This window comes from Klebsiella sp. AqSCr (assembly GCF_008452795.1).
In the GTDB taxonomy this organism is placed as follows: domain Bacteria; phylum Pseudomonadota; class Gammaproteobacteria; order Enterobacterales; family Enterobacteriaceae; genus Klebsiella; species Klebsiella pneumoniae.
In genome coordinates, this window is record NZ_MJDM01000021.1 from 1 (window position 1) to 1,114 (window position 1,114).

The 1,114-nt window shown below is 51.3% G+C and carries 3 protein-coding genes; all 3 read right to left on the reverse strand.

All coding sequences use genetic code 11. The features are described 5' to 3' along the window. A partial coding sequence (locus BHE81_RS25570; RefSeq protein WP_172622151.1) for a conjugal transfer protein TraH occupies positions 1 to 285 on the reverse strand: 285 nt, incomplete at its 3' end. Beyond that, the gene (gene trbF, locus BHE81_RS25575; RefSeq protein ID WP_040172400.1) at positions 263 to 706 is read right to left on the reverse strand and encodes an F-type conjugal transfer protein TrbF; all 444 of its coding nucleotides are present in this window, start codon (positions 704 to 706) and stop codon (positions 263 to 265) included. The genes BHE81_RS25570 and trbF, both read right to left, overlap by 23 nt. A 45-nt stretch (positions 707 to 751) precedes the next feature. Continuing rightward, positions 752 to 1,114: type-F conjugative transfer system pilin assembly thiol-disulfide isomerase TrbB (trbB, locus tag BHE81_RS25580; RefSeq protein WP_117035519.1), on the reverse strand; the 363-nt coding region annotated here is incomplete at its 5' end.

Below are 1,114 nucleotides of genomic sequence, written 5' to 3' on the forward strand. Positions count from 1 at the left end.
CCCCAGGTACGCATCGATGCCGCCGCAGCCGGCGTTAATATCCGGCAGGGTCATGCTGACCAGCTGGATCGTTTTCACCTGCGTTCTGGCATACAGCGAACCGCCGGAGGCGTAACCCGCCGCCTGTCCCTGCCAGACCTGCGGCTGGCTGGTATTGGACGCAAAGCCAAGCTTATTGAAGAATTGGTTCATGTCGCCATTCACGTCGGCGGCGGCACTAAATGACAGGCCAAGCGCGGCACCGCAGAAGAGTGACAGAAGTTTAATTCGCATCCTGTCCTCCATTACGCACAGCATTTTTTTTAACTCTGTCATTTCTCAGAATAAAAAGGGTCTTAAGGTGATAACTGAAAAAATTGCGGATCGCTAATGTCACTCCGGCAACAAAGAACCCCACCCCAACAGCCATCAGCGCATAAGGGATGGCGTACATCATAATATTCCACAGGTCTTTTACTCGCAGGTCACCGCTTTCTATCCAGTCAGCCACGCAGAGATTAAATAAAAATCTCATTATCCATAACAGCAGAGCACCTGCAGTGAGAAACACAATGAATAATTCCAGATAGATTTCCATACGCCTTTCCCGGTGGATAAATTCCGGCTTCAGTTGTTCTATTTTTTCTGCTGCTGTCTGCCCGGGTGCTTTTAAACTGGCTGGAAATAAAAACGCATACAGTCCCGTCGAACGTATATATTTGTTCATGGCTATTTTCCTTAATCACTTGCTAAGACCGGATATAACAGAGACTCAGTGCATCATCTGAAATACCGTATCCACTCTGGCCATAAAGCCCTGTGCATCCGTGGCGCCCTGCAGGATCGGGTACGCTGCCAGGGTGTTCACGTTGACCAGAAACGTGGTCGGGGTGGCTACCGGGATATTGGGGAAAAAGGTCTGCATCACGTCAGGAGGCGCCGGCAGCGCCTCAGGAAACGCGTCATCACCCTGTCCGTCAATGGTGTAAGAGAACACGGAGAAGCCATACTGTCCGGCCAGCTGCTTCAGTACCGGGTCAAACTTATGACAGTAGGGACAGTGTCCCTGCATGAACAGCACCACTTTCCAGTCGCGCAGGTCCACCTGCTTTCCGTTGCTGAGTCGTAACCAGCG